Consider the following 21,700-nt stretch of genomic DNA (forward strand, 5'->3'; position numbering starts at 1 on the left):
ATGATGAAATTGCTTTCTGAACGCGTGCCGGCACCTCCGGTTAGATCAATAGGCTCACTTAAGGCGTTTATCCAGCGTTTGCAGATGGCGCATGGCCGTAAACTGGTGATTGCACTTCCCTATTTGTGGCTGGTGCTGCTGTTTATGCTGCCTTTCCTGATTGTATTCAGGATCAGTCTGTCTGAATTGGCGCTGGCAGTGCCGCCGTATACCGATCTGATCAGTTGGGCTGATGGTAAGCTCGATATTGCACTGAACTTTGCCAACTATCTGTTGTTGACTGAAGATCCCCTCTATATTGATGCATACCTGAAATCCTTACAGATTGCGGCGGTGTCGACACTGTGCTGTCTTGTCATTGGTTATCCGTTAGCGTGGGCTGTAGCGCATAGCAAATCGTCGACACGTAATATTCTGCTGTTACTCGTGATCTTGCCATCGTGGACCTCTTTTCTGATCCGCGTTTATGCCTGGATGGGCATATTGAGTAATAACGGCGTACTCAATAACGTTCTGATGTGGTTAGGTGTGATCGATCACCCGTTGGTGATCTTGCGGACCGATCTGGCGGTTTATATCGGCATCGTCTATTCCTACCTGCCATTTATGGTGTTACCGATTTATACCGCGCTGACTCGGCTAGATTATTCACTGGTTGAGGCCGCTCTCGATCTGGGTGCTAAACCGATTAAAACTTTCTTCAGCGTGATCGTCCCCCTGACGCGTGGCGGCATAATTGCCGGTTCGATGTTGGTATTCATCCCGGCCGTAGGAGAGTTTGTGATCCCAGAATTGCTTGGTGGGCCAGACAGCATCATGATTGGCCGCGTACTTTGGCAAGAGTTCTTTAATAACCGAGACTGGCCGGTTGCCTCGGCGGTTGCGACTGTGATGCTGTTGCTATTGATAATACCGATCATCTGGTTCCACAAACACCAGAACAAAGAAATGGGAGGGCAGGGATGAACAACTTGCCGGTAGTGCGCTCACCATGGCGTATAGCGATTCTTGTGGTAGGTTTCACCTTCCTTTATGCCCCCATGCTGATGCTGGTTATTTACTCGTTTAACAGTTCCAAGCTGGTTACCGTCTGGGCAGGTTGGTCAATACGCTGGTATATCGAGTTGTTTAACGATTCAGCCATGATCAGTGCCGTTGGCCTGAGTTTGACCATCGCTGCGGCATCCGCCACGGCGGCGGTGATCTTGGGTACTATTGCCGCCGTGGTGATGGTGCGCTTTGGCCGCTTCCGAGGCTCGACGGGATTTGCTTTTATGCTGACCGCCCCTTTGGTGATGCCGGACGTCATTACCGGCCTGTCGCTATTGCTGCTTTTTGTGGCGATGGGGCATGCTTTCGGTTGGCCATCAGAACGCGGAATGTTCACCATCTGGCTGGCACATGTCACTTTTTGTACGGCCTATGTTTCAGTGGTGATAAGTTCACGTCTGCGTGAGTTAGACCGTTCTATCGAAGAAGCCGCAATGGATCTGGGGGCAACGCCGCTGAAAGTGTTTTTTGTGATCACGTTGCCAATGATTGCGCCGGCATTGATTTCTGGCTGGATGCTGGCGTTTACGCTTTCGTTGGACGATCTGGTGATCGCTAGCTTTGTCGCCGGCCCTGGAGCAACAACATTGCCGATGTTAGTTTTCTCCAGCGTGCGGATGGGGGTAAATCCAGAAATTAATGCTTTGGCAACACTGATTTTGCTGGTGGTAGGCATCATTGGTTTTATTGCCTGGTGGTTTATGGCGCGAGCGGAAAAACAACGGTTGCGTGAGCTGCAACGGGCTGCTCGTAGTTAAATAGCGTTAGACCGGACCGGCTTTATTTATCCTGCAGTAATCGACTTTTTTACTGGGTCATAAGTAAGCTTTTGTGGGCGCAAGATGGTAGAATTTGCGCCCACACTTATCATTATACCCCAACGGTTAATATTCATGCATTGCGCTTTGTACTCGGCAGGATGTTGTCGTTCTTGTCAGTGGCTGAAAAAAACCTATTCACAGCAACTGGCAGAAAAACAGCACAACTTGCAATCACTGCTGCTAGCACACCACGATGTGCAATGGCTGGCACCTGTTACGGGTGAGGAAAGCGCATTCCGCAACAAAGCAAAAATGGTGGTCAGCGGTAGTGTAGAACGCCCGCTACTCGGCATGTTGCACCGTGATGGCACCCCGGTGGACTTGTGTGCTTGCCCGCTATATCCCACTAGCTTTGAAAACGTATTTGACGTATTAAAACGCTTTATTCCCCGTGCCGGGCTAACCCCCTATAACGTGGCACGCAAGCGAGGGGAACTGAAGTATCTCCTTTTAACGGAAAGCACCTTTAGCGGCGGCATCATGCTGCGTTTTGTGCTTCGTTCCGAGAGTAAACTGGCACAGTTACGTACTGCTTTGCCATGGCTACAAGAACAGTTGCCTCAATTGAGAGTCATTTCGGCCAATATTCAGCCTGTGCATATGGCGATTATGGAAGGTGAGCGTGAAATTCCACTCACTGAATTGCAGGCGTTGGAAGAACAATTCAATCAGATACCGCTCTATATCCGCCCACAGAGTTTCTTTCAGACCAACCCAAAGGTAGCAAGCCAGCTGTACGCTACAGCCCAAGATTGGGTACAGGCATTGGGTATTGCCAGTATGTGGGATCTTTTCTGTGGCGTAGGAGGATTTGGTCTTCATTGTGCCCAGCCACAAACCTTACTCACGGGTATTGAAATTAGCGCCGAAGCAATCGCCTGCGCCAGGCAGTCAGCTCAACGTTTGGGCTTGCAACACGTTGATTTTCACGCGTTGGATTCCACGCGTTTTGCCATCGCAGAAGGAAAGGTGCCCGACCTGATTCTGGTTAATCCACCGCGTCGGGGAATTGGCCGCGATTTGTGTGATTATCTTAATCGTATGGCGCCTGGCTATATCCTTTACTCAAGTTGTAGTGCAGACAGCATGGCGAAAGATATTACCATGCTGCCCGGTTACCGTATTGAACGGGTTCAGTTGTTCGATATGTTCCCACATACAGCACATTACGAAGTATTGACGCTGCTGGTACGCAAATAATTCCGCACGTGTCGCCTCTCTTTGATGAAGAGGCGACAAGCTGACTTACTGAGGGAACCATTTATCGTTGATGGCTTGGTAAGTCCCATCGGCTTTGATAGCCTCCAATGCGGCATTCAGCTTGGTCAGCAAGGCCTGATTATCCTGACGCACTGCAATACCTAAACCAGTACCAAAATATTGGGCATCAGTAACGTGCTCACCAACTGGAGCCAGATCAGGATTGCTTTTCAACCATTCATTGACCACTGCGGTATCGCCGAATACACCCTCAATGCGGCCATTTTTCAGTTCAAGAATGGCATTCTGGTAGCTGTCATAGGATACCGTGTTGATTTCAGGATGCTTGTCCTGCATGTATTTCTGGTGGGTGGTGCCATTTTCCATACCGAGCTTTTTGCCTTTCAAGTCAGCTAACGAAGTGAATTTTCCTTTCTGCGCAATCACAATTGCAGAGTTGGCATAATAGGGTTGGGTAAAGGTAACCTGCTTACTGCGCTCAGGGGTGATGTCCATACCTGAAATCACCGCGTCATATTTTTTGAATTTCAATGCGGCGATCAGGCTGTCAAACGCCTGATTGGTGAAGGTACAGTCTGCTTGCATCTGCTTACACAAGGCTTTGGCCAGGTCGATATCGAAGCCAACGATCTGGTTGTTGGCATCAAGAGATTCGAACGGGGGGTAAGTGGCTGATGAAGCGAAACGGATACTGTCTGCTGCTGCTACGTTAAAGGTCACCCCGGCCATAATGGTGGCGGCCAATAAGAGTTTTTTCATGCGTACTGCTCCTGTTGGAAAATTTATATTTTTAGTCTCACCACTGTTTGATTTTACTGATAATAACCCAAAGGCATCGTGAGTGGCAGTGGTACTAACCATGCCATTTAGTGCATTAATATTCAATAAAAATGATTATAAATTTATTTTGGCAATTAAAAAGCCCTGCACTAGGCAGGGCTGAGTCTTGAGGGTATGGCTTAGGCCTGAGCCATGTGTGTGCATTGTGCTGCGTCGCTCGCTGCTTATTGGACCCCACTAAACTGCTTACGTCTCGCTCTGGGCGTAGATGAACGCCGCATACAATTCAAGGGACACAGAGCCTAGTTCCGACGTTCAAAGGCCAGTGCGCGGTGTTCAACCAGGCGCATCAGTAACGTTAGTAGGCCATTAACGCATAGATAAACGATACCCGCTGCACCGAATACCATTACGTCATAGGTACGGCCATACATCAACTGGCTGTAACCCATCACTTCGATCAGTGTAATGGTGTACGCCAGAGAGGTACTTTTGAATACCAGTACCACCTCGTTAGAATAAGAAGACAAGGCACGCTTGAAGGCGAATGGCAGTAGAATACGTAGCGTTTGCTTTCGTGACATACCCAATGCTTCACAAGATTGCCACTGGCCAGCCGGGATCGCACGTACCGCACCATGAAACAACAGCGTGGTGTAAGCGGTACTATTGAGTGCCAAAGCAATCATGGCGCATAGCCATGGCTGTGAAAGCAGTTCCCACAACCACGGATACTCACGGATCGCTGGGAACTGGCCGGGACCGTAGTAAATCAAGAAGATCTGTACCAGCAATGGCGTGCCAGTAAACAGCGTAATGTAGATCTTCACCAGTGGTGTCAGTATGGGCGTTTTTAGCGTCAGGATAACCGTCAGCAATAATGACAAGAACAACGCAACAATTAGCGCAGCTATCGTGAGTGTTAAGCTGGTGTGCAGTCCCTTGATGATTTCAGGCAGGAACTCAAGCATCAGGATGGCCCCCGTTCAAAACGCGTCGTATGGAGTTCGATCCGTTTGAGAATGTACTGGCTTAACAATGTGACAAGTAGGTAAATCACTGCGGCAATCACATACCAAGTAAAAGGTTCCTGAGTACGCGTGGCGATACTTTTGGTTTGTAACATCACATCGTTAACGCTGATTAATGAAACCAGAGCTGTGTCTTTCAGCAATACGAGCCACTGGTTACCCAGGCCGGGTAAGGCGTGGCGCCACATTTGCGGCATGATCAAACGGAAGAAGATAGCTGCTTTAGTCAGGCCTAGAGCCTGGCCTGACTCCCATTGGCCTTGTGGTACTGCCTTCAGTGCTCCGCGCAGCGTTTGCGAAGCATATGCTGAGTAGAGCAATGCTAGAGCGATAACGCCACACAGGAATGGGCTGACCTCGAAATTATCGATAGCCAACTTTACTGGAAGTTGGAACAAGCCCAAATTCACGGTAAAACCATCGGATAGCACCAATAACAGCTGTGAAGACCCGAAATAGATAAACAGCACCACCAGAATTTCTGGTAAACCGCGTAGCAGGGTTACCCAAGCGGTTCCGAGCCAACTGACTATCTTCCAGCGAGATGACTCCCAGACAGCAAACAGCATTGCCAGGATCAGCCCAAGGACCAGGGAACAAACGGCAAGGCCGACGGTCATCCCGGCGGCACTTGTTAAAGATTGGATTTCATTCATGGATGATGATTACTGCTGAAACCATTTTTTGTAGATGGTTTCGTATGTCCCATCCTGTTTGATTTGCTCCAGAGCGACATTGAACTTGCTCTGCAGTTGAGTATTTTGCTGGCGTACGGCAATGCCCAGACCTGAACCGAAATAGCCTTTATCTGTCACTTTGTCGCCGACAGCCGCCAACGTGTTGTTTTGCTTTAGCCATTCATTGACCACGGCGGTATCACCGAAGACGGCATCGATACGACCATTTTTAAGGTCCAGAATTGCGTTCTGGTAGCTGTCGTAGGGGGCAGTAGTGATTTCCGGGTGTTTGTCAGTAAGGAATTTTTGGTGTGTCGTACCGTTTTGCACACCGACTTTTTTTCCTTTTAGCGCGTCAATATTGGCTACTTTGCCTTTTCCTGCAATGAACAGTGCCGAGTTGTCATAGTAAGGCTTGGTAAACAACACCTGCTTTTCACGTTCTGGGGTGATATCCATACCGGATATCACTGCGTCGAAGCGTTTGAACTTCAGGCTCGGGATCAGACTATCGAAGGCCTGATTGGTAAATGTACAGTCAGCCTGTATCTCTTTACAGAGGGCTTTGGCCAGATCGATATCAAAGCCCTGTATTTTGTTATCCGCGCCAATAAACTCAAACGGAGGATAAGAGGCTTCGGTTGCGAAACGAATGGTTTCGGCAGCGGAGGTGGAAACGCTGATGCCAGACAGAATGGCGGCGATTATTAGTTTTTTCATCGCAAACTCCCCTAAAGACAACAAAAAATATTAATGAGACAGATAATTAGCAAACTCTGTCGTTTGCGGTTGAACAAAGTGGCTGGCATCGCCCTGTTCCACAACATGACCGTTTTCCATGTATACCACACGGCTTGCGGTTTTGCGTGCAACCTCAACTTCATGTGTGACGATCACCTGAGTGATCCCGGTACCCGCCAATTCTCGGATGATGCTGACAATCTGGGCGGTGATTTCCGGATCGAGCGCCGCCGTAGGCTCATCAAACAGCAATACTTGGGGTTCCATCATCAGCGCGCGTGCGATAGCGACGCGTTGCTGTTGGCCACCAGAAAGGTGTAATGGGAAGCGATCGGCGAAGTCGGTCAAACGCAGACGCTTGAGTAACTTGTCAGCACGTTCCATAGCTTGTCCCTTGCTTAAGCCAAGTACGCGGCAGGGAGCTTCAATCAGGTTCTGTACCACGGTGAGATGTGGCCAAAGATTGTACTGTTGGAAAACCATACCCACATTCTGACGTAGCTCGCGGATGGCTTTTTCCCCTGGTATATGCTTGAAGTCGAACCGATTGCCAGCGATGTGAAGGTTTCCTGAACGTGGCATTTCGAGCAGATTGAGCACTCGCAGCAGTGAGCTTTTACCTGCACCGCTTGGGCCAAGCAGCACGAGAGTTTCCCCAGCAGGACAATCCAGTGTGATGTTAAAAAGCGCTTGGTGCGCGCCGTAGAAGCAATTGATATCTTTTAGTTGAATACTCATGCGCTGGAATTGAATAGACATTGATGCCGCAAATGGTAACTTCCACAGAATACTTATGCAATCTTTGTGAGTTGAAATTTATTACTGTACGACATAATGGGGTAAAAATAGGGTAAAACTCTGTTAATCACAGCTTGGTTGATGATTTGTCATGCATCGTACGATATTGGTAGATAATTTTCTCATACAGACTGTTTTTTGAACGGAGTAAAGGTAATTTGTTGGCAATCAATGTATCTGGCCCACTGGCAGTTATTGTACTAAAGATTCGTTGGTAAAGTTGGTTGCTGAATCTCACCAATGTATTGATTTTATTTTTCATTCAGCCTTAAAAGGGCTCGCAAATTAGTGGGGATAACCTTGTGACTAAGAGGATATGGCTCGCCGCAATTGTACTGCTCACGGGTTGTCAAAGCCTTCAACATAGCACCACTGTTGATCGGGGAAGCTATCGATTAGAAACCTTGCACCAGGCTCAAGGAGTCGACCAGCGCATTCGGTTTCTAGTAATACATTATACAGCGGTAGACTTTCAGACTTCGCTGAGAACGCTGACCGAAGAACACGTCAGCGCCCACTATTTACTACCTGTTCAGCCGGTATCACAAGACGGTAAACCACTGGTTTATCAATTGGTGCCAGAGGCAATGCGCGCCTGGCATGCAGGGGGCAGCAGCTGGCGTGGGCGTACTCATCTTAACGATACGTCGATCGGTATTGAAATCGTTAACCAAGGGTTTAGCAACACACTGCTTAACACACATTGGCAGCCTTATTCCCCTGAGCAAATCGCGTTACTGATCCAACTGAGTCGCGACATCGTAAAGCGTTACGATATTCAACCTGTGGATGTGGTTGGACACAGTGATATTGCTCCACAGCGAAAACAAGACCCGGGACCGCTATTTCCGTGGCAAAAACTGGCTCAGGAGGGGATTGGTGCCTGGCCAGGCCAAGATGAGGTCCAGCATTATCTGGCTGGGCGAGATAAACATGCTCCGGTTCCAATAGCTCGTATATTGTCAAAACTGGCGCGTTATGGCTACGCTGTCGATCCCTCATGGGATTCGAAACAGCAAAGGAATTTGCTGATTGCGTTTCAAATGCATTTCCGGCCCCGCGATTACCGCGGTGAGCCGGATGCTGAGAGTGAAGCTATTATTGATGCACTATTGAGCAAGTATGGTGCGATGCGTTGATTATAATCCGTTCAATTTACCGTGTTCTTTCAGCCAATGGGCGGTACGGCTGATACCTTCTTCCAATGAGACCAACGGTTTGTAATCCAAGGCCTGTTGTGCGCGCGTAATGTCAAGCGTGAGGTCGAAATTGAGTTTAGCAACGCCATAGTGGGTAAGCATGGGCTCTTTACCACTTTTGCTGCTCAATTTTTCCATACCGCGAGCGATCATATCGAGCATCGGATAAGGTACTGAACGGATCCGGCACTTTATTCCCAGTTCGTCTAGCAATTGTTGGACGATGTTGCGAAGCGGGCAAGCCTGTTGGTTGGTGATATTGTAAGCTTGGCCTGATGGAGTCTCTTTCTTCAAGGTCGCCAACCACATTGCATGTACTGCATTTTCCAGATAGGTCATGTCTACCAAGGCTGCGCCTCCGCGAGGTAGTAATAAACTGCCATTCTGTTTGATCATCTGTAGCAGCCGCGGTAACAGTATTTTATCGTGTGGTCCAAATAGCCCCTGAGGGCGTAAAATAGTGAAATGAGTTTGTGGGTTTGATAGTGCCAGTTGCTGAATGACTTGTTCCCCTGCCGCTTTACTGCGCGCGAACTCATTGGCATAGCGCACCGGGCGGAAGTCCTCATCCACATTACGCCGATGGTGGTAGTCAAAGTAAATCGCGGGTGAAGAAATATGAATAAATTGTGCGACGCCGTACGCTGTCGCCCATTCCCCCAAGCGCCGTGTGGCGCGAACATTCGCCAGCTCGAAAGCCTCTTGTGACCCCCAGGGGGAGGTAAAGCTGGAACAGTGCCATAGTACGTCTACGTCCACTAACAGGGCTTTTGCTTGCGAAGAGACTAGGTTGGTGAGATCGGCATGAATGAATTCCGCCCCCATCTTTTGCAGTAAATGGCCCATTGCCTGATTACTGCCGGTCGCACGCACTTTTATGCCCTGGCGGCGGAGATATTCAACGGCACTACGGCCTAATCCACTGGTTGCTCCAGTGATCAATATCTTCATAACGAACTCTGTTCTCACCAAAATCAGAATACTGAGCGGTTTGAGCCTGCTACAGTCAATTAAGGCACCATTCTTTCGTGATTTCGTGTGGCATGCAATCGGAAAGACACTAACTGCAGTAGCAAACAGTATGGTTGAATGACAAATAATCTATCTGGGCGGTTTGCAGTCATGCTCTTCCGCCAGTTGTGCGATCCGTTTTGCCATACCACGGAAAATAAACAGGTGGGCTGGCATCATGACAAACCAGTAAAGCAATCCACTGAAACCGGCAGGATGCCACCAGGCGCGGACATCTAATTGGCGACGATCGCCCAGATCCTTGATGCTGAAGGTTAAGCGGCCAAGTCCGGGGGCTTTCATACCAAACATCAATGCCAATTGACGCAATGGCTTCATGGTAATCACCTTCCAGCCGTCGACGAGATCGCCTACTTCCAAGTTTTCCCGTTGTGGACGACCATAAACGATGCCATTACCTACCATGTCGTCCATGCGTGCACGAATTTGCCACAGGATATTGGCGTAAAAATAGCCCTCTTTACCCCCCAACTGCTGGACGACGTGCCACAATGCCTCATTTGAGGCCTGCGTTTCCAGCATGCAACCTGCCTGTTTGGGGTAGAACCCATAACCTGGACGCCAACGCGCTCTGGCTTCTGGATCGTAGCCCCAGTCTGCTGAGTCGATGACATCATCTTCGTGGCGTAGCGTCTCTTTAACGGCTTCATCGAAAGTTTGCAGCGGTTGCGAAATCAACGTTTGCAACGCCTTACCGTCGGCCGGTAGATCGTGATTCAGACCCTGTATCAAGGCGTTGGCGATAGATGAAGGCACCGAAGTAATCATGTTGATAAACCATACCGAGATGAAGCGTGTTGGCAACGGGACCGGGATTAGCCAGCGTTTTTTGCCACTAATCGTGATAAAACGCTCAAACATGGTTTGATAACTGATGTACTCCGGCCCGGCAACATCGAAAATACGATTTTCTGGCGCAGGGTGCTGTAGCAACTCTGTCAGATATGTCAGCAGGTTTTTCAGCGCCACAGGGGAGGATTTTGAACGTACCCAGCGTGGAGGGGTGAGGATTGGTAGGTTATAGACCATATCGCGCATGATTTCGAACGCAGCAGAACCTGGACCAACGATGATGCTGGCGCGCAACTCAGTAACGGGTATCCCGCTCTGGCGTAGGATCTCACCTGTCAATTTACGTGCTACAAGATGAGGGGAGCTTGCACCGGGCGGTTGCAGTGCGCCGAGAAAGATCACCTGTTTTACGTTGGAGTCGCGCAGAGCATTACGTAGGTTCTCTGCCGCCTGACGTTCCTTTTCGATAAAATCATCACCATCACCCATTCCGTGGATCAGGTAGTAAACGGTATCAATTTGCCACAACGCATCGGCCAATGTTTCCGGGCGATAGACATCGACGTAACGGCAGTTTACGTTTGGCCAATTCTGTTCTTTCAACCATTCCAGGCGGCGTGCAGCGGCAGTGATCGTATGCCCCTGTTCAGCCAATTTTGGGATCAGATGCTGGCCAATATAACCGCTGGCGCCAAGAACCAGAATACGTTGGGGGATCATGATCGCTGCCTTAAATTGTTTATGTCTTTGTGAGCTGTTTTCACAGCATGCCAAATTCGCCGATTAATTGCACTTTCCTTATGAGTATCAAGAGTTGCATCCAGATAAAGGGCAGTTCACTATACGCGCGATAATGTGATGAGTTTATGCCTAATGAAAATCAACCACCTCTGTTATTTACTACTGCTATTGGTTTTAATTGGCAGTCTGATGTTTCCCCACTCGTTATTGATGTGGTTTTTATCGGTTAACCTGCTGACGTTTTTGATCTACGGCGTTGACAAGTTAGCTGCCTGTAAAGGCTGGCTTCGGGTGCCGGAAATCACTCTGTTACTGTTTGGCGTTTTGGGCGGCTGGATGGGCGGCGTATTAGCTCAGCAGCTTTTCCGGCATAAAACGCAGAAACAACCCTTTGCAACCCAGTTTATTTTCAGCGTAGTGTTAAACATGTTGGCGATACTGGCCGCTGGCTATTGGTTCTACGGCCGTATGGTGGTGTGAAGGCTCCTTGCTAACTGGCAAGGAGCCTTATACTCGTCATACTTTGAACCGCATGTGTATTGGTGCGTTACTTGGCTCAGGTATGGGTCTCGTCCTTTCAGAGCCAGCGCAAGCACTGTTCAAAAACGCACTGCGTTTTTGTCATGCAATTTGAATTATTTAGAACAACTTTTGCTAACAATGAGCTTGTTGCTGGTAAAGCGTTGACAATAATTACGGTTTTTTCTGGCTGGCTACCGGCGCATACTCAATCGGCACCCATGCGTAACCTTTACCTTCAACACGGACGTGTCCAAGGCCAGGGAAGGGTAAATGAGCACCACCAATCCAAAGTTTGTTTTCAGCCGCATCGGCAAACACTTTCTGCCGGGTGGCTATTGCCTGTTTGGAATCAGTGTCAAAGTCCAGTGCCACTTCAGGTTGGGAAAACTGCAAGGAGTGGCTGTGAACGATATCACCCCACAGTAGCAGTTTTTGCCCCTCTGAGCTGAATAGATAAGAGGTATGCCCAGGTGTATGGCCTGGCGTAGCAATGATTTCCAGTCCAGGCAGCAATATTTCTCCTTGGCTATATAGTTTCAGTTTCCCTTGCTCAACATAAGGGGCGACAGCATCTTGTGCCAACTTAAACATTGGCTGTGCATCTTTTGGTGCTTTTAGGGCTATCTCTTTATTAAGCCAGTAATCACCTTCGGCTTTAGCGGCATAAACGGTTGCGTTAGGGAATACGACCTTACCCTGTTCGCTGATGCCGCAAGTATGATCGGGGTGTAGATGAGTTAACAACACCATATCAACCTGTTCTGGCTGGTAACCTGCGGCGAGAAGGTTTTTCTTGAGAGCTCCCAACGTTGGGCCAAAACACTGTGCGGTGCCAGCATCCACCAACACCAGATGTGTTCCAGTGTTTACCAGAAAAGCGTTAACGGCGGTTTGTATCCCCGATTGGGTGTCGGTAAACATGCGAGTGAACAGCTTCTGCATATCTGCTTCACTGATGCCATGGAACAGTTTGGTGTCCAGGGTAGCGTAACCATCGTAAAGTGCTGTTATCTCCAGAGTACCTAGCATCATGCGGTAATAACCAGGAACTTGAGTTTGCTGTTGAACTGGGGTTGATTCTGCACTCGCAGAGGAAGTAAACGCCATCACAGTGCTAGCAAGCGCGATAGCCACTAACGTCCAACGAAATTTATGACTCATAAATATTCCTTTACAGTGAGAAAAACAAACGTGATGAAAGCAGTGAGAACAGATGGGTTATCGCGGCTTTGACCGGTGTGGTTACAACGAAATCCGCTTATGTGTGTTGTTGAAGAAATGTCTGCCATAAAGTAACGACTTTTTGCAGATCCTGGCGGCTGACGTTGAGGTGCGTCAGGAGCCGTGTCACCGGACCAGAACTGATCAATACCCCTTGCTCACGCATCCAGGGGCCGAGTTTGGCGCCCAACTCGGGGGATTGGCGCACATAGAGTACGTTTGTCTGCGCACCGGGTTCAACAATCTCCAACCCGATATGGCTTAGCTGTTGTTCCAGCCATTTTGCGTTATCGTGATCTTCTTTCAGCCGCTCGACATTGTGCTCCAGCGCGTACAACCCAGCCGCAGCCAAAATACCGGCTTGACGCATACCACCGCCGGTCATTTTGCGCCAGCGATTTGCCCGTTGGATAAATTCTTCGCTGCCGCATAGCAATGATCCCACTGGTGCACCTAGTCCTTTAGACAGGCAGATAGTAAAGGTATCGCAATACTGCGTTAGGGTTTTCAACGGCACATTCAGCGCTACGGCAGCGTTGAAAATACGTGCACCATCAACATGCAATGCCAGATTGTGCTCACGGGTGAACTGCCAGGCACGCTGTAAATATTCGAGAGGCAATACTTTGCCACCGATAGTGTTTTCCAGACTCAGCAGGCGGGTTTTGGCGAAGTGAATATCATCAGGCTTGATGGCGGCGGCTACCTTGTTTAACGGCAGAGTTCCATCCGGATCGGCGTCTATAGGCTGCGGCTGAATACTGCCCAGTACGGCAGCGCCACCGGCTTCATACTTATAGTTATGAGCCTGCTGGCCAACGATATACTCTTCACCTCGCTGGCAATGGCTCAATAAAGCCACCAGATTGGCCTGTGTTCCTGTGGGTAGAAACAAGGCGGCGTCTTTCCCGGAAAGTCTGGCGGCTTCGGCTTGCAGCGCGTTGACCGTGGGATCGTCGCCATAAACGTCGTCACCGACGTCGGCTTGCGCCATAGCTGTGCGCATCTCTGCGCTGGGTTGGGTTACGGTATCACTACGTAAATCGATGAACATACGGATCCTTGCGTTGCCGATGAGAGAAGAGACTCTCATCATAACCGGATTGCCGCGTCTAAAAAGAGGAAAATGCAGGTTGCGATAAACTTCACCGCATCCTGCAGAAAATCAGCGTAGCCAGTTGGTTTTGGCCAACTCGACGATTTCATCGCCGCGACCATTGATGATTGCGCGTAGCATGTAAAGGCTGAATCCTTTAGCCTGTTCGAATTTAATCTGCGGTGGCATGACCAACTCTTGTTTGGCTGTTACCACATCCAGCAGAGCCGGGCCAGGATGTACCAATATCTCCTGCAATGCGCCATCCAGTTCGGAGGCTTTTTCTACCCGGATCCCTTTGATACCCGCAGCGTTGGCAATTGCAGCAAAATCCGGGTTGTGAAGGTCGGTACCATCGGTAAGGAAACCGCCAGCTTTCATCTCCATCGCCACAAAACCCAGTACGCTGTTGTTGAACACCACCACTTTGACCGGCAATTTTAACTGCGCCAGTGACAGAAAATCCCCCATCAGCATGGTAAAACCGCCATCACCACACAGGGCGATAACCTGTTTATCCGCTTTGGTGGCTTGAGCACCAATCGCTTGCGGCATGGCATTAGCCATTGAACCATGATTGAACGACCCTAACAGACGGCGCCTGCCGTTCATTTTTAGATAACGTGCCGCCCATACCGTAGGAGTACCCACATCACAGGTAAAGATGGCATCTTCTGTAGCATAGTGGCTGATCTGTTGTGTCAGATATTGCGGATGGATCGGTTGCTTGTCGTTGGCTATTGCCAATTCATCGAGGTCTTTACGCGCATTTCGGTAATGTTCCAGTGCTGTATCCAAAAACGTCCGGTCGCTTTTGGGATACAGTTGCGGTAACAGCGCGGTGAGCGTTGTTTTGATATCTCCCATTAATGCCATGTTCACCTGACAATGGGCTCCGAGACTACCCGCATTGATATCAATCTGAATGATGTTGGCATGAGTAGGATAAAATGCCCGGTAGGGGAACTGGGTGCCGAGCAGGAGCAACGTATCGGCGTTCATCATGGCATGATAGCCTGAAGAGAAGCCGATAAGGCCAGTCATGCCGACACTGTAAGGGTTATCCCATTCGATGTGTTCTTTACCACGTAGGGCGTGCACTACAGGGGCCTGCAATAGTTCAGCTAATTTCACGACTTCATCATGGGCTTCAGCGCAACCGCTGCCGCACATTAGCGTAATATTTTTTGCGGTATTCAGCGTTTCAGCCAGTTTTACCAGTTCACTCACCGGAGGATGGATCAAAGGCAGTGCAGGCGTATGCCATACCATGTTGGCATTTTCCGGCGCCATTTGTAATGCAACGTCCCCAGGTAGCACGATAACGGAAACACCGCGCTCAAGGATCGCTTTGCGCATGGCGATTTCAAGCACTCGTGGTAGCTGTTCTGGGTTGGAAACCAATTCGCAATAATGACTGCATTCGCGAAACAGTTCTTGCGGATGGGTTTCCTGGAAATAATTGCTGCCGATTTCACTGGTGGGGATATGAGCGGCGATGGCCAGTACCGGAACGCGATTGCGGTGACAATCGAACAGGCCGTTGATCAGGTGTAAGTTTCCGGGGCCACAGGAGCCGGCGCACACGGCTAATTGCCCGGTGAGCTGTGCCTCGGCACCTGCCGCAAAAGCGGCAACTTCTTCGTGCCGAGTTCCTAACCATTCGATGGTTCGCATCCGGTGGAGGCTGTCGCTAAGACCATTCAGCGAATCGCCCGTTACGCCCCAGATGCGTTTTACACCCGCTCGTTCTAGTATTTTTGCGATCAGTGTGGCTACTGTTTGTTTCATGCTTCCTCCAATCACTATCCAAAATGAGAGTGTTCGCCGGCGAGAAGCGAGCTGCAAGTGTAAAAGGATTTGAGCGAAGCGCTTACCGTTACGTGCCTAATCATAATATTTGGCCTGGTTTGACTTCTTTTGTAAGCCAGCGTGAACCGATACCATTGGGTAGGCGACGGACGCTGAGACTGACTAATGGGCTCAAACCGGACGAGGATGAAAGGGGATAGGCGCGCAACGTGTCTTTACTGTTACGGATGCTAACGAGTGCAAACTGGCCGGGTTGGTAAGGATAAAAATCATGACTGATTAGATTGACCGTCCAGGCATCATCGGTTTCTTGTTGCGCTGAGTGTACTTGCATTGGATTGGAGCAATGGGGGCTGGGTCGTGCCACTTGAACCTCGGAACTAAAAGAGTTACTGCAGCAAGCAGCCCCGGTAAACGGCATTAGCCGAGAAGTGTTTGCAGATCCTGTTCTACAGTGGTTATTGGGCTCAGACCGAATTTATCATTCAGTAGTGTCAGCAGGTTGTCCGTCAGAAACGCGGGAGAGCTTGGACCCGTGATGATGTTTTTCACTCCTAGCGACAGCAGCGTTAGCAAAATGACAATCGCCTTCTGCTCGAACCAAGAAAGCACCAGGCTGACTGGTAGCTCGTTCACTGTGCAGCCAAGCTTTTCGGAGAGTTTTACTGCTAACATCACGGCAGAGTAAGCGTCGTTGCACTGACCAACGTCCAGCAGCCGCGGTAAGCCTGCCAACGTACCAAAGTCCAGCTTATTGAAACGGTATTTACCACAACCCAGCGTCATGATCAGGCAATCCTGCGGAACGCTGCGGGCAAAATCGGTAAAGTAGCTGCGCTCGCCGCGACTGCCGTCGCATCCCCCCACGAGAAATACATGACGCAGTTTTTGCTGGGTCACAAGATCAATTACCGTATCGGCAGCGTTCAGCAGTACCTGGCGGCCAAATCCGATGGTAATAAGTTGTTCAATCTCGCTGTATGGGAAGCCTGAAAGCTTCTGAGCCTGGTTAATTACGGCGCTGAAATCATCTTTATCCAAATGGTTAACGCCTGGCCAGCCAACCATGCTGCGCGTCCAAATACGATCACTGTAACTCCCCACGTTTGGATCGATAATACAGTTGGAGGTCATGACGATCGGGCCAGGGAATTTTGCAAACTCAGTTTGTTGATTCTGCCAACCGCTACCGTAGTTACCTACTAGATGGGAGAATTTTTTCAGCTCTGGATAGCTATGTGCAGGCAACATTTCGCCGTGGGTATAGACGTTAACGCCGGTGCCCTCGGTTTGCTCTAGTAGCAGACGCAAATCTTTCAGGTCATGACCCGAAATCAGAATTGCTTTGCCCTTTACCGGGCGTACGTTGACCGATGAAGGCTGAGGATCGCCGTAAGTCTGGGTTTCGCCACGATCCAACATGGCCATGACATTGAAGTTCATTTTACCAATACCCATGGCATTACCTAATAAGGTATCGACATCGCGCGGCTCAGTACCCAGCCAGGCCATGTATTCGTGATACTCGGCATAGATCTGGTTATCAAACTGCTCAAGCACGTTCGCGTGTTCCATGTAGGCGGCTGCCCCTTTCAAACCGTATAGGCACAGCATGCGCAGGCCGTGAATATCGTCCCCCACTTCTGTTTTATCGGTGTTAAGGGCGAATGTTGTGGCCTGCTGCAGAAGGGTTTGCATATCGTTACCGGCCAGTTTTAGCGTGGCCAGAGGATGGTCAACATGCACACGGGTATCGAGCAGGCGGCAGCGTGCGGCCAGCGACTCGCGTAGTGCGATGGCGTCGCGGATATAGGTGATAATACGCTTGGAGTCGAAGTTGACGTTGGTCAATGTAGAGAAGAAAGCGCGTGGAGAAAAGCTATCGACTTCATGATCGATGATGCCTAGCGCCCTTGCTTGCAGCGCCCAGGCAGAAAGACTTTGTAGCGTGGCAACTAATAGATCCTGCAGGTCTGACGTTTCTGCTGTTTTTCCGCACATTCCTTGAGTATAAGTGCAACCGTTGCCTGTGGGTGTCCGGATAGTTTGTTCGCATTGCACACAGAACATGATCACTTCCTTCTTAAAATTGTATTTTAAATGCCTGTTTTAAGGGTAAATGTGCAATATCGCTTTAGGAAGGACTTTGTTATGTAATGTTAATAAAGCTTGATCTAGAACAATTTGATTTGCAGATGGGAATTATTACGATTTGAATCTCACTGGCGCAGCGAACTACGCCAGTGAGATTCACGAAAACAGGGCGATAAGTATTGGTGCCAGTAAGCTGAGTAAGAATCCGTGTACGATAGCTGGGGGCACCATTTCCAACCCACCGCTGCGTTGTAGGATGGGTAACGTAAAGTCCATTGAGGTTGCTCCACATAAGCCGAGTGCCGAGGAACGACTGCGGCGTATCAGTGTAGGTATCAGCATAATGGCTACCAGTTCGCGAGCCAGATCGTTAAAAAATGCCGCGCTGCCCATGACGGGCCCGTAAGCATCGGTGATAAGAATACCAGAAAGCGAATACCAGCCGAAACCTGATGCCATTGCCAGGCCTGTTTTCAGTGGTAACTGCAACAGTAGTGCAGCCAACGCGCCACCGGCCAGAGAACTTGCTGTCACGACCACGGCAACCATCATGCCACGGCGGTTTAGTACGATCTGGCGCAGTGTCATGCCGCTGTTACGTAACTGGATCCCCACCAGCAACAGAAGAAATATCAGGGCATACTCTCCCCCTTGGTTGGCAAATTGTAGCCAAGGCCACTGGGTGAGGCCCATGATAAATCCGCCTAGAACCACTCCGCAAAGCTTCAGGGATTCCAATGCCATGTGTAGGCGTGAAGGAAGTGTTTCCTGCCTATGAGTATTTTGCCAGGGACGACGACGCTCCAGAAGATAGAGCAACAGGACGTTGGCGCAGAAAATACACAGAAAGAATATCAAGGTGTATTGAAGGATCAGCACCAGATTACTACTGAGGTTTTCCAGAAATGCCAGACTGATCCCCATAAAGAACAGAATAACGTACACCATCCAGCTTAACAGACGGTTTATTAGCTTAATCAGGGGCATGCTGCGTAGGTGAACAAAATAACCAGCGATCAGAGGTAATAAAATTATCAGCAGGCCTGAATACATGATGAGACGAATGTCCTTTAGTTTGGGAATGTACCGAGGAGCCGGTAGGGATGATACGCTAACTAAAATGGTCGTCAGAGTAAAGTACCCGGTTTCAATGTGGTAAGCGGTAATGTTTGCTTGACCTGCAAGGGGCTTTCTGACCATTCTCAAAGGGAGGTTGTGCACCCAGTCATCGCCAGCGGCGCTCACGAGCAATTCTGAGCCACAGCCTAGATTATCCTAATAAGTGCACACAGGAGTGGGTAGATGTTCTTAGAGCGTATCGAGATTGCAGGATTCCGCGGCATAAAGCGGCTTTCACTGATGTTGGATGACAACACGGTTCTGCTTGGTGAAAATGCCTGGGGTAAGTCCAGTTTGCTGGATGCAATAACACTTCTGTTGTCACCGGAACAGACACTTTACCGTTTTGAATCTCGCGATTTTCATTTCCCGCCTGGTGACGAAGCAGCCAAAGAGCGCCATTTGCAGATCATTTTCACGTTCTGTGAAAAAGATATCGGTCATGCTCATTTGCCACGTTATCGCCACCTTTCGCCTCTTTGGTCTAGGGGGAACGATAATTTGGGGCGCATCCATTATTGTTGTGAAGGAGAATTGGCTGATGATGGCACGGTGTGCACCTGGCGCCGTTTTCTGGATGCTCAGGGGAATGCACTGCATCTGCACCATATCGACCAACTGGTCTATGCATTAATCCGCATTCATCCTGTGTTGCGCCTCCGGGATGCACGCTTTATCCGTCGCCTGCGTCCCAACTCGCGCGATGAAAATCTCTCTGTAGATAACCAAGCATTAACATATCAGTTGGAGCAACTCACGCGAGAATTGGTGCGAAACCCGCAAAAGCTGACCAATACCGAGCTGAGGCAAGGATTGGCAGCTATGCGGCAGTTGCTTGAGCACTACTTTGGTGAACAGGGGGCGCAGGTCCCAGAGCCGCGTCGCAGTCGCCAACCACCTCAACAGCAAGTGTGGCGTTCACTGGATAGCATTAACCGTATGATTGCTGAACCCAATAGCCGCAGTATGCGGTTGCTCCTGTTAGGCGTATTTTCTACCTTGTTGCAGGCCAAGGGGAATCTGAGACTTGACACACATGCACGACCATTGTTGCTGATAGAAGATCCTGAAACGCGCTTACACCCGATCATGCTGTCTGTTGCCTGGAATTTACTCAACCAACTGCCGTTACAACGCCTCACTACAACCAATTCCAGTCAACTGGCATCGTTAGTGCCAGTGGAACATATTTGTCGATTGGTACGAGAATCTTCGCGTGTAGCAACTTATCGTCTTGGGGAGAGGGGGCTCAGCCTGGAAGATGGGCGACGTATCGCTTTTCATATCCGTTTTAACCGGCCTTCGTCGCTGTTTGCACGCTGTTGGCTCTTGGTCGAGGGGGAAACTGAGGTTTGGCTGCTAAACGAACTGGCACGCCAGTGTGGTTACCATTTTGAAGCGGAAGGTGTCAGAGTTATCGAATTTGCCCAGTGTGGGCTTAAACCGTTGCTGAAGTTCGCCAGGCAAATGGGAATTGAGTGGCATGCCTTAGTCGATGGTGATGAGGCCGGGAAGAAATATGCCAACGCCGTTCGCAGCATGTTGGTTAATCATGATGATAACGAACGTGACCGTTTGACCGCGTTACCGGCATTAGATATTGAGCATTTTATGTACAAAGAGGGGTTCAGCTCGGTCTACCACCGGGTCGCATCTGTTCCCCCCAAAGTACAAATGCCAGTACGCAAAGTGATCCTCAAGGCTGTGCATCACTCATCAAAACCCGATCTGGCTATTGAGGTTGTTACACAGGCTAATGAGTGGGGCATCGATTCGGTGCCCCCCTTGTTGAAGAAAATGTTTTCGCGTGTGATTTGGCTAGCTCGAGGCCGGGCAGACTAAGTTAAAGGATTGGGTGCTGCGTTGAAGTGCACCGCAAATCCCTGTTGCAGTTCATCCAGTAATTGGTATCGGCGACGATATTCCGCACGTTTCTTGCTGGCGATGTCTTCAAGTGATTTACGGGCAATACGCGCAGGCAATAAAAAATAGCCGTGATCGAGCTGTTTGCCTCCCATTGAAAGCCAGAACTGATCGTAGTCTGCATGCAGCACGTCCTTCTTTTTATGGCTATAGCGCCAGTTTTGATAGACGTGGGTTGTATTCCCTACTGCAATTATTTGCTGTATCCCCAAATGATGTGCAAGATATGTAACCCCTTCAAGAGCAAGGCGTTTTGGGAACAAGCCGTGACAGGCTTTGGTGGTATTCTGGATCTCCGAGTGTGGAACTCCTTGCTCCGCGCCTTGGAGACCACCAATAAACAATGTTGGCTGCTGGTGATAGTTCATCAGCGTGAAGGTAATTTCCGCCAGCATGACCCCCTGCGCATTTCTCATTAACAGGGTTGCTTCCCCTTCTTTGCTCAACTTTCCTATAGAGGTTAATTGGAGGTGAATCTGTCCGCCATTTTTGTCTTCAGCGCAGCCTAAAGTGAACGAATTGCTGAGATAACCCAAGCACACTTTTATCGGCATACGCTGAGCAATAAGATCGTAATGGTCGCGCAGCGCAAACAGACTCTCCATACGATTCATATTTGCGGCCAGATAGGGGCGATGCAGTTTGCATGGCAGGTCGGGCTGTGCGCTTAAAATTTCATCCAGTAAAGGATTTGCAACCAACGTGTTGAGCAGAGCACGAGTCGTCGGCCAGCAAAGCAGTGAACGGCAGAGAAATTTAAGACGGAACGAGGTTTTCTCCCAACATTTACTGGGGAGCTTTTCGCCGTTGAGCAGTGCGCTCATCAATTGCCCGGAGCTGGCTAGTTTGGCAGTTGCGAGCGGATAGCTGAGCTGAGACATGATAAACCCTTGTCTGTGTTTAATTATGCTATTTCAACAAGGTTTCGCTAAACAGGAGTTCAATGTGGATTTTTTAAAACCCTCCTCCTATGGTACGTTGAGCTTAGGTTTAGTTATTGATAACTCAGAGTAGTAATCTGTCCGCCTTA

19 protein-coding genes and 1 pseudogene are annotated in these 21,700 nt (G+C 49.5%); 6 read left to right on the top strand and 14 right to left on the bottom strand.

Annotation, left to right across the window (positions count from 1 at the left end; translation table 11 throughout):
• Positions 1 to 3: 3 nt before the first annotated feature.
• The 3 genes from potH to rlmC all read left to right on the top strand — a co-directional run bounded on the left by potH (position 4) and on the right by rlmC (position 3,071).
• Complete coding sequence (gene potH, locus OK023_RS05675) at positions 4 to 966, top strand: putrescine ABC transporter permease PotH (RefSeq protein ID WP_317697510.1); 963 nt, start codon at positions 4 to 6, stop codon at positions 964 to 966.
• Positions 963 to 1,808: a putrescine ABC transporter permease PotI gene (gene potI / locus OK023_RS05680; RefSeq protein WP_317695750.1), complete on the top strand. Its 846-nt coding sequence runs from the start codon at positions 963 to 965 to the stop codon at positions 1,806 to 1,808. Before potH ends, potI begins: the two co-directional genes overlap by 4 nt.
• Positions 1,809 to 1,943: 135 nt before the next feature.
• The gene (rlmC, locus tag OK023_RS05685) at positions 1,944 to 3,071 is read left to right on the top strand and encodes a 23S rRNA (uracil(747)-C(5))-methyltransferase RlmC (protein WP_317695752.1); all 1,128 of its coding nucleotides are present in this window, start codon (positions 1,944 to 1,946) and stop codon (positions 3,069 to 3,071) included.
• Positions 3,072 to 3,116: 45 nt separating this feature from the next.
• Here the strand turns inward: rlmC and OK023_RS05690 are convergent, their stop codons facing one another.
• The 5 genes from OK023_RS05690 to artP all read right to left on the bottom strand — a co-directional run bounded on the left by OK023_RS05690 (position 3,117) and on the right by artP (position 7,059).
• The gene (locus OK023_RS05690; RefSeq protein ID WP_317695753.1) at positions 3,117 to 3,851 is read right to left on the bottom strand and encodes an arginine ABC transporter substrate-binding protein; all 735 of its coding nucleotides are present in this window, start codon (positions 3,849 to 3,851) and stop codon (positions 3,117 to 3,119) included.
• A 323-nt stretch (positions 3,852 to 4,174) separates the two neighbouring features.
• Positions 4,175 to 4,843 carry an arginine ABC transporter permease ArtM gene (gene artM / locus OK023_RS05695; protein WP_317695756.1) on the bottom strand — a complete coding sequence of 223 codons (669 nt, stop codon included), beginning with the start codon at positions 4,841 to 4,843 and terminating at the stop codon, positions 4,175 to 4,177.
• On the bottom strand, positions 4,843 to 5,559 hold the full coding sequence (gene artQ, locus OK023_RS05700) for an arginine ABC transporter permease ArtQ (protein ID WP_317695758.1): 717 nt from the start codon (positions 5,557 to 5,559) through the stop codon (positions 4,843 to 4,845). Before artQ ends, artM begins: the two co-directional genes overlap by 1 nt.
• Positions 5,560 to 5,568: 9 nt before the next feature.
• Complete coding sequence (gene artJ, locus OK023_RS05705) at positions 5,569 to 6,300, bottom strand: arginine ABC transporter substrate-binding protein (protein WP_317695761.1); 732 nt, start codon at positions 6,298 to 6,300, stop codon at positions 5,569 to 5,571.
• 30 nt (positions 6,301 to 6,330) lie between these two features.
• Positions 6,331 to 7,059 carry an arginine ABC transporter ATP-binding protein ArtP gene (artP, locus tag OK023_RS05710; RefSeq protein WP_317697513.1) on the bottom strand — a complete coding sequence of 243 codons (729 nt, stop codon included), beginning with the start codon at positions 7,057 to 7,059 and terminating at the stop codon, positions 6,331 to 6,333.
• Positions 7,060 to 7,421: 362 nt separating this feature from the next.
• Between artP and OK023_RS05715 the strand changes: the two genes are divergently transcribed.
• The gene (locus OK023_RS05715) at positions 7,422 to 8,258 is read left to right on the top strand and encodes an N-acetylmuramoyl-L-alanine amidase (protein ID WP_317695764.1); all 837 of its coding nucleotides are present in this window, start codon (positions 7,422 to 7,424) and stop codon (positions 8,256 to 8,258) included.
• Here the strand turns inward: OK023_RS05715 and OK023_RS05720 are convergent, their stop codons facing one another.
• Both OK023_RS05720 and OK023_RS05725 read right to left on the bottom strand, forming a co-directional pair.
• Complete coding sequence (locus tag OK023_RS05720) at positions 8,259 to 9,269, bottom strand: NAD(P)-dependent oxidoreductase (protein WP_317695767.1); 1,011 nt, start codon at positions 9,267 to 9,269, stop codon at positions 8,259 to 8,261.
• Between the two features lie 150 nt (positions 9,270 to 9,419).
• The gene (locus OK023_RS05725) at positions 9,420 to 10,862 is read right to left on the bottom strand and encodes a DUF2867 domain-containing protein (RefSeq protein WP_317695770.1); all 1,443 of its coding nucleotides are present in this window, start codon (positions 10,860 to 10,862) and stop codon (positions 9,420 to 9,422) included.
• A 153-nt stretch (positions 10,863 to 11,015) separates the two neighbouring features.
• Between OK023_RS05725 and OK023_RS05730 the strand changes: the two genes are divergently transcribed.
• The gene (locus OK023_RS05730) at positions 11,016 to 11,363 is read left to right on the top strand and encodes a DUF1294 domain-containing protein (RefSeq protein WP_317695772.1); all 348 of its coding nucleotides are present in this window, start codon (positions 11,016 to 11,018) and stop codon (positions 11,361 to 11,363) included.
• A 213-nt stretch (positions 11,364 to 11,576) separates the two neighbouring features.
• Here the strand turns inward: OK023_RS05730 and OK023_RS05735 are convergent, their stop codons facing one another.
• The 6 genes and pseudogenes from OK023_RS05735 to OK023_RS05760 form a co-directional block, all read right to left on the bottom strand.
• Positions 11,577 to 12,566, bottom strand: a complete 990-nt coding sequence (locus tag OK023_RS05735; RefSeq protein ID WP_317695775.1) for an MBL fold metallo-hydrolase — start codon at positions 12,564 to 12,566, stop codon at positions 11,577 to 11,579.
• Positions 12,567 to 12,663: 97 nt separating this feature from the next.
• Positions 12,664 to 13,680 carry a low-specificity L-threonine aldolase gene (ltaE, locus tag OK023_RS05740; RefSeq protein ID WP_317695777.1) on the bottom strand — a complete coding sequence of 339 codons (1,017 nt, stop codon included), beginning with the start codon at positions 13,678 to 13,680 and terminating at the stop codon, positions 12,664 to 12,666.
• Positions 13,681 to 13,791: 111 nt separating this feature from the next.
• Positions 13,792 to 15,513 carry a ubiquinone-dependent pyruvate dehydrogenase gene (gene poxB / locus OK023_RS05745; RefSeq protein ID WP_317695779.1) on the bottom strand — a complete coding sequence of 574 codons (1,722 nt, stop codon included), beginning with the start codon at positions 15,511 to 15,513 and terminating at the stop codon, positions 13,792 to 13,794.
• A gap of 103 nt (positions 15,514 to 15,616) precedes the next feature.
• A pseudogene (locus tag OK023_RS05750) lies at positions 15,617 to 15,868 on the bottom strand (FAD-binding oxidoreductase); the annotation flags it as partial.
• Between the two features lie 86 nt (positions 15,869 to 15,954).
• The gene (gene hcp / locus OK023_RS05755) at positions 15,955 to 17,604 is read right to left on the bottom strand and encodes a hydroxylamine reductase (protein WP_317695781.1); all 1,650 of its coding nucleotides are present in this window, start codon (positions 17,602 to 17,604) and stop codon (positions 15,955 to 15,957) included.
• A gap of 180 nt (positions 17,605 to 17,784) precedes the next feature.
• The gene (locus OK023_RS05760; RefSeq protein WP_317695783.1) at positions 17,785 to 18,681 is read right to left on the bottom strand and encodes a lysine exporter LysO family protein; all 897 of its coding nucleotides are present in this window, start codon (positions 18,679 to 18,681) and stop codon (positions 17,785 to 17,787) included.
• 249 nt (positions 18,682 to 18,930) lie between these two features.
• Here OK023_RS05760 and OK023_RS05765 point away from each other — a divergent pair, with 249 nt between their 5' ends.
• The gene (locus tag OK023_RS05765) at positions 18,931 to 20,589 is read left to right on the top strand and encodes an ATP-dependent endonuclease (protein WP_317695785.1); all 1,659 of its coding nucleotides are present in this window, start codon (positions 18,931 to 18,933) and stop codon (positions 20,587 to 20,589) included.
• Here the strand turns inward: OK023_RS05765 and OK023_RS05770 are convergent.
• Positions 20,586 to 21,551 (bottom strand): VirK/YbjX family protein, encoded by a 966-nt coding sequence (locus OK023_RS05770; RefSeq protein WP_317695787.1) that lies wholly within the window; start codon positions 21,549 to 21,551, stop codon positions 20,586 to 20,588. The genes OK023_RS05765 and OK023_RS05770 overlap by 4 nt on opposite strands.
• Between the last annotated feature and the right edge of the window lie 149 nt (positions 21,552 to 21,700).

The sequence above is a fragment of the Serratia sp. UGAL515B_01 genome, from assembly GCF_033095805.1.
Classification (GTDB): domain Bacteria; phylum Pseudomonadota; class Gammaproteobacteria; order Enterobacterales; family Enterobacteriaceae; genus Chania.